General features: G+C 69.0%; 6 protein-coding genes. 5 read left to right on the top strand and 1 reads right to left on the bottom strand.

Features of this window, described 5'->3' with window-relative positions; all coding sequences use genetic code 11:
- Positions 1-25: 25 nt before the first annotated feature.
- Entirely contained in the window at positions 26-853 is an 828-nt protein-coding gene (locus AUCHE_RS14635; protein ID WP_006504105.1) for a class II glutamine amidotransferase, read from the bottom strand.
- Positions 854-1,029: 176 nt separating this feature from the next.
- Between AUCHE_RS14635 and AUCHE_RS14630 the strand changes: the two genes are divergently transcribed.
- From AUCHE_RS14630 to AUCHE_RS14610, 5 genes are all read left to right on the top strand, one after another.
- The gene (locus AUCHE_RS14630; RefSeq protein WP_006504104.1) at positions 1,030-1,593 is read left to right on the top strand and encodes a TetR/AcrR family transcriptional regulator C-terminal domain-containing protein; all 564 of its coding nucleotides are present in this window, start codon (positions 1,030-1,032) and stop codon (positions 1,591-1,593) included.
- A 71-nt stretch (positions 1,594-1,664) separates the two neighbouring features.
- Positions 1,665-2,717 carry a pirin family protein gene (locus AUCHE_RS14625; protein ID WP_006504103.1) on the top strand — a complete coding sequence of 351 codons (1,053 nt, stop codon included), beginning with the start codon at positions 1,665-1,667 and terminating at the stop codon, positions 2,715-2,717.
- A 33-nt stretch (positions 2,718-2,750) separates the two neighbouring features.
- Positions 2,751-3,566 (top strand): hydroxymethylpyrimidine/phosphomethylpyrimidine kinase, encoded by an 816-nt coding sequence (locus tag AUCHE_RS14620; protein ID WP_006504102.1) that lies wholly within the window; start codon positions 2,751-2,753, stop codon positions 3,564-3,566.
- Entirely contained in the window at positions 3,563-5,407 is a 1,845-nt protein-coding gene (locus AUCHE_RS14615) for an ABC transporter ATP-binding protein (protein ID WP_006504101.1), read from the top strand. Before AUCHE_RS14620 ends, AUCHE_RS14615 begins: the two co-directional genes overlap by 4 nt.
- A gap of 21 nt (positions 5,408-5,428) precedes the next feature.
- Positions 5,429-6,247 carry a nucleoside phosphorylase gene (locus tag AUCHE_RS14610; RefSeq protein ID WP_052024948.1) on the top strand — a complete coding sequence of 273 codons (819 nt, stop codon included), beginning with the start codon at positions 5,429-5,431 and terminating at the stop codon, positions 6,245-6,247.
- Positions 6,248-6,538 lie beyond the last annotated feature (291 nt).

The following is a 6,538-nucleotide window of genomic DNA, read 5'->3' as shown; positions in this document are numbered from 1 at the left end:
GGCATGTCAGTGCCCGCCGCGCGGTTCACGCCGCCGGATAGAACTCCACCGGCACCTCGCCCAGGGAACGCACCGTGACCTCCATCGTCGCCAGGTCGACCCTGGTGATGCTGTCCTGGGGCAGCTCGTGCCATCCCGACGTGTCCAGGCCCGCCGAGGCCACCACGAAGGACCCGTCCTCCTTCACGAGATAACGCATCGTGAAATAACGCTCGTCGTGCTCGTCGGGCAGGACCGATCCCGGCGCCTGATGCACATGCCACGACGGCAGCGGCGCGGCGCTGCTGCTGTTGACCACGACCATCTCCGCGGTCGACATCGTCACGCTGTTCAGGCTGGCCGCCGGATAGGCCGTACGGATGCGGGCGATCGCCGCCGCCACGGCGTCCGTCAACGGCATCCCCGCCGCGGTCCCCTCCCGGATCAACGCGAAGTACAACTCCGAATCCGTGGTGCCCTCCACCGCTGCCATCGCCGCCGGACCGACCATGGCCCGCAACACCGGGGTCGGTGCGATCGATCCGTTGTGCGCGAACGCCAGGCCGTCGGCGTGGAAGGGATGACTGTTGGTGGTCTGCACGGCCATCCGGTCGGTGGCCAGGCGCAGGTGGAAGATCCGTGCCCGGGACAGCGGCCGGTCCATCACCGTCCGCAACAGGTCGTCCTCGTGTCCCGGCAGGACCGTCCGCAGACGGTGCACCATCGCGTGGCCGCTGCTCTCGTCGAGCCAGGCGGTGCCCCATCCGTCGTCGTGGAGTCGCGCCATCATCCGGTACGTACGGCACTGACGCGCGCCGATCAGCTCTTCCACCGCGGCAGGTCCCGGTGCGGCATAAGCGAGCAGGCGGCACATGATCTCAGAACTCCTCGGACGGCGACAGTGGTCTCGACCCCCCTCATCGGCAGGCAGGCGCCCGTCGCCACTGTCCCGGCCGGAGTCGCTGCGCAAGGATGGGCTCGGACGCGGACGACGGCGACACCGACACATCCGCGTCCGCAGGACCGTGCCGACGACCGAGAGGGATTCGTGTGAACCGCCAGGATGTTCTCGAGCACGCGTTGGCCACCCTCGACGCCTACGGTTTCGCCGACCTGTCGATGCGGAGGCTCGCGACCTCCCTGGGCGTCCAACCCGGAGCGATCTACTGGCATTTCGCGAACAAACAGTCGCTGTTGTCGGCCATCGCCGGAGTGATCCTCGACGACGTGTCCCGGATGCCCACCGGCCACGACTGGGCCCAGGACGTCCGCCGCTGGGCCCAGGCCCTCCGATCCGCGATGCTCGCCCACCGGGACGGTGCCGAACTGGTCGCCTCCGTGCTGGCTCTGCGCCCACCCGAGCTGACCCCCTACGCCCCCTGTCTGACCACTCTGACCGCGGCCGGGCTCGGCGAGGAAGAAGCCCGGGCCGCGTCGGCCGCGCTCCTGCACTACGTGGTGGGGCACACCGTCGACACCCAGAATCATGCGCAGGCCCGCGCCCTGGGCGTGCGCGGTGTCACGGAGGAACCCGGTGCCGACGAGGCCGCCATCGGACGATTCCGCTACGGGCTGGAGCTGTTCCTGGTCGGACTGCATGCCCGCGTGCCGTGAGCTCAGTTCTCCCGCACTCGTCTTCCTCGGCGTTACTGTGGAAGGACGCAGACTTCCGGAGGGCCAGCCGTATGGATCCGATCAGGCTCGTCGTGTCCCCACGCCATGCGACGGACAACGGACGTCGTCGCGCCCCGGGCCGCACCGGGCCCGGAGACGAGCCCGCATCGCCCCCCGCAGAAGGTGACACCGGCGAATCCTTTCGCCCGGCCGACAGGTCCGGCGGGCACGCCGGCCTCCCGACCCGCCGCACCCTGCCCGAGCGGCGTCTCACCGCGATCGGCGCCTGGTGTCTGCTGGAAGACTTCGGCGACCCGAACACCCGTCCCACTCTCCTGGAGACCGTCGCCTACCCCGAAGCCGGTATCCAGTCGGTGACCTGGCCGGTCGACGGTCTGATCCGCCGACAGGACAGCCTCGGCACCGACGTCGTCATGCGGCACGGCACCGTCTGCATCGGCACCGCCGGATCGGGGATCACCGTCGCCGAGAGCGGCGTCGACGACCCCCGCGGCGGACGGCACGCACGACGTTTTCTGCACGGTGTCCGCCTGGCCGCCGCGCTGCCGCCCCACGCCCGGGACATCGAACCGGGCTGTCAGGAGATCACCGACCCGCCGCAGCTGAACACCCCCACCATGCGGGCCACCGTCCTCGTCGGGTCATTGGCCGGGCCGCACTCCGAGGTGCGTTCCCCCGCGCAGGTGCACACCCCGTTGACCGCGGCCGACATCACCCTGACCACCGGGACGGAACGGCTCACCCTCGACCCTCTGCAGGAACACGGCGTGCTCCTCATCGACGGGGAGGTCGCCGTGAACCGCACCCCCATCCGGGTCGGTGACCTGGCCTATGTGCCGGTCGGACGGGAACAGGTCGACCTGGCCACCCACGCCGGATGCCGGGTCATCCTGTTGGGCGGCACCCCCTTCGACCACGAGTTCATCCTCTGGTGGAATATCGTCGCCGGCTCGCACGACGAGATCGTCGCCGCCCGGACGTCCTGGCAGGACGACGACGGCCACTTCGGCCGGGCGCCCCTGGGCGCGGTGCGGGCCGTGGCCCCGCCGATCCCCCCGGTCCGGTTACGGCCACGCCGGGGATCGCTCCGCCATCGTGGATGAAGCAGGACATTCGGGCACGCGAGAATAGGGGGCATGAGCGCAGAACTCCTCCCGCCGCCGCCCGTCACCCTGACCATCGCCGGTTCCGAAGCCACCGGTGGAGCCGGTGCCCAGGCCGACCTGAAGACCTTCCAACAACTCGGCACCTACGGCATGGTCGCCCTGACCTGCATCGTCTCCTTCGACCCGAAGTCTGACTGGGGTCACCGTTTCGTCCCCGTCGACCCGCAGGTCATCGCCGACCAGTTGGAAGCCCAGCTGGCCTGCTACGACGTCCGCACCGTGAAGATCGGCATGCTCGGCACCCCGGCCACCATCGACACCGTCGCCACCGCCCTGCGCGGGGCCTCGGCGACCCAGGTCGTCCTCGACCCGGTGCTGATCTGCAAGGGCCAGGAGCCCGGTGCCGCGCTGGACACCGACAATGCGTTGAAGGAGCAGGTCCTCCCGCTGGCGACCTTCGTCACCCCCAACCAGTTCGAAGCGATGAGCCTGTCCGGGATGGACGCCATCGACTCCGAGGAACACCTGATCGAGGCGGCGAAACGCATCCACGACACCAGCGGTGCCGTGGTGCTCGCCAAGGGCGGGGTGCGGCTGGCCGGCCCGGACGCCGTCGACGTCTTCTACGACGGGCACACCCTGGAGGTGCTGCGGGCACCGAAGATCGGGGAGGTCGCCGTGTCGGGCGCCGGATGCACCCTGGCCGCCGCGGTCACCGCCGAACTGGCCAAGGGCGCCGACCCGTTGACCGCGGCCCGTACGGCGAAGGAATTCGTCACCCGCGGCATTCGCGGACGGGTGGCCAGCAATGCGCCCTTCGACGCCCTATGGCAAGGACGGGTGTGAGAGATCTGCTGCGGCTGCTGCGTTCGGCGCAGCAGCTGCGGCCCTACTACCTGGGGATCGCGTTCACGTCGGTGTTGACCGCGGCGACCGCGTTGGTCGTGCCCTTCCTCGTGAAGGCGGCGACCGATGTCGTGGTCGCCCAGGCGGGTTCTTCGCCGGGGTCGACCGAGGAGGCCGTCCGCCGGATCGTCTGGATCGCGTTGGCCCTGCTGGCCGTGGACATCACCCACTCGTTGATCACGAATGTCGGCGGCTATCTCGGCGACGTCATGTCCTCCCGGTTGCGGGCCATCATGTCGCAACGGTATTTCGACCATCTGTTGTCGCTGCCGCAGAGCTATTTCGACGACGAGATGACCGGGACGATCATCAACCGGTTGAACCGGTCCATCACGGAGACCTCACACTTCCTGCAGGTCTTCGCGAACAGTTTCTGCCCGATGCTGCTGACCGTGGTGGCCGTGGTCGGCATCAGCGGCTACTACGCGTGGCCGTTGGCGCTGCTGTTGTTGATCCTCTTCCCCGTGTTCATGTGGTTGACCACGTTGACGAGCAGCCGCTGGCAGAAGCTCGAAGGCGAGAAGAACGCCGTGGTCGACGAGGCGGGCGGCCGTTTCGCCGAGGTCGTCGGCCAGATCAAGGTGGTCCGCAGCTTCCGCCAGGAGAACCGGGAACTCACCCGTTTCGAACGGGCCTTCGCCGCCACCGTCGGGCTGACCCGCACCCAGTCGCGGTACTGGCACGTGATGGACGCCTCCCGGCACGGCGCGGTCAACCTGATCTTCTTCGGGATCTACGCGGTGATCTTCGTGCGCACCGTGCAGGGCGCTTTCACCCTGGGGGTGATGGTGCTGCTGATCCAGTTGGTCAACATGGCCCGGCAGCCGGTGATGATGATGAGCTACCTGGTCGACACCGGCCAGCGGGCGCTGGCCGGCACCCGGTCCTACTTCGAGGTGATGGACCTGCCGCCGGACCGGGCGGAGCTGCCTGCGTTCGGTCCGGCGTCCCCGCCGGTGTTGACGACGACGGCTCCGGTGTCCGCAGCGGCACCCGGGACTCCTGCTGCCCCCGCGATCTCCTTCGAAGGGGTGTGCTTCGGTTACGGGGACGAGGCGGACGTCCTGCGTGACATCACGTTCTCCGTACGTGCCGGGGAGCGGGTCGCTCTCGTCGGCGAGAGCGGCGGCGGGAAGTCCACCCTGGTCAGTCTGCTGTTGGGTTTCTACCGTCCGCAGGCGGGCCGCATCCTCGTCGGGGACGACGAGGTCGCTTCCTCCGCGCCGCAGGTGATCCGCGACCAGGTCGGGGTGGTCTTCCAGGATCCGTCGCTCTTCTCCGGGAGCATCCGGGAGAACATCGCCTACGGTCGCCCGGGTGCCACCGAGGAGGAGGTGTTGGCCGCGGCCCGGCGGGCGCACGCCCATGTCTTCGTCGAGTCCTTCCGCGACGGCTATGACACCGTCATCGGGGAGCGCGGGTTGAAGCTGTCCGGCGGGCAGAAGCAACGTATCGCCGTGGCCCGGGCCATCATGAAGGACGCCCCGGTCCTCGTCCTGGACGAGGCGACCAGTTCGTTGGACGGCCGGTCCGAACGTCTGGTGCAGGCCGGGCTGGACTCGTTGATGACCGGGCGGACCACGATCATCATCGCCCACCGGTTGGCCACGATCTCCTCGGTCGATCGGATCGTCACCCTCCGCGACGGCAGGGTCGACGAGTTCGGCACCCCGGCCGAGCTCGCCGCCAGCGGTGGGATCTACGCCGAGTTGCTCGCCCTGCAGGCCAAGAGCAGCAAACGCGATCGGAAACGCCTGGCGGCCTATGACATCACCGGATGAGGCGGTGACATCCTGGTGCCCATGCCCTCCTCAGAACAGTTGACGACGACCATCTCTCCGACCGCGCCCGGCCTCCTCCCGTCCGGGGAGCGGCTCCCGTTGACGGAGTTCGACGACGACCCGGTGGACGTGGTCTCGACCGCCATCGACCACGGCGAGATCACCCTGCCGGAAAGGTTGGTGCTCACGCTCGCCGGGGAGGTCACCCCGCGTTGGGCCGAGGAGCACGGTTTCCGTCAGGTGTACGCCTTCGAGACGATCACGATGACCTTCCCGGTGTGGGTGGGTGTGCACCGGGACGTGCAGATCGCCTTGGCCGAGGTGCCGATGGGGGCGTCGGCCGCGGTAGCCGTGGCCGACGACTTCTTCCGCCGCGGGGTGCGTACGGTGGTGACGACCGGGTCGTGCGGGGCCTTGGTCCCGGCTCCGGCGGGTGCCTTCTACATTCCGACGAAGGCCTTGCGTGATGAGGGGACCTCGTACCACTATCAGCCGGCGTCCCGGTGGATCGACCTGGACGAGGACATGGTCCGGGCGTGTGCCGAGGCGGTCGCGGCAGCCGGGCATCCGTACGTGTTGACCCCGGTGTGGACCACGGACGGTCTCTTCCGGGAGACCCGGGGCAAGATCACGGCCCGGGTCGCCGAAGGTTGTCAGGTGGTCGACATGGAGTGTTCGGCGTTGACCGCTTGCGCCCGTTTCCGGGGGATCCGCTTCGGTCAGATCGTGTACACCGCGGATTCCCTGGCCGATGAGGTGCACGATCCTCGGGACTGGGGGAAGGCTTTCCGTTCGCTGGCGATCGATCTCGCTGCCGACGCCCTCGTCCGCGCCGGTTGATCGCTGCCCGTCCGTTCCTCCCGGCGGCCCGTGTGCTGCCGGGACGTTGCCGGGCGTCGTTCCGGGCCCGGTCACCGTAGGGGTGGCCGGGCCCGGAACGATATGCCGGTGGAGGTGCCGGTTCAGACCCGGAATCTGCTGACCAACGATTGGAGTTCAGCGGCCCGACCGGCGAGTTCCTGCGCTGCCTGAGCCGTATTGGCCGCCCCTGCGGTCGACTCGCTGGCCGCCCGAGCGGCATCGGAGACATTGCCGGCGATGCTGCTCGCCCCGGCGGCCGCGTCGGTGACA

The sequence above is a fragment of the Austwickia chelonae NBRC 105200 genome, assembly GCF_000298175.1.
In the GTDB taxonomy this organism is placed as follows: Bacteria; Actinomycetota; Actinomycetes; order Actinomycetales; family Dermatophilaceae; genus Austwickia; species Austwickia chelonae.
The sequence above is the reverse complement of the archived record's forward strand: the minus strand, read 5'-3'. Positions and strand labels throughout refer to the sequence as shown.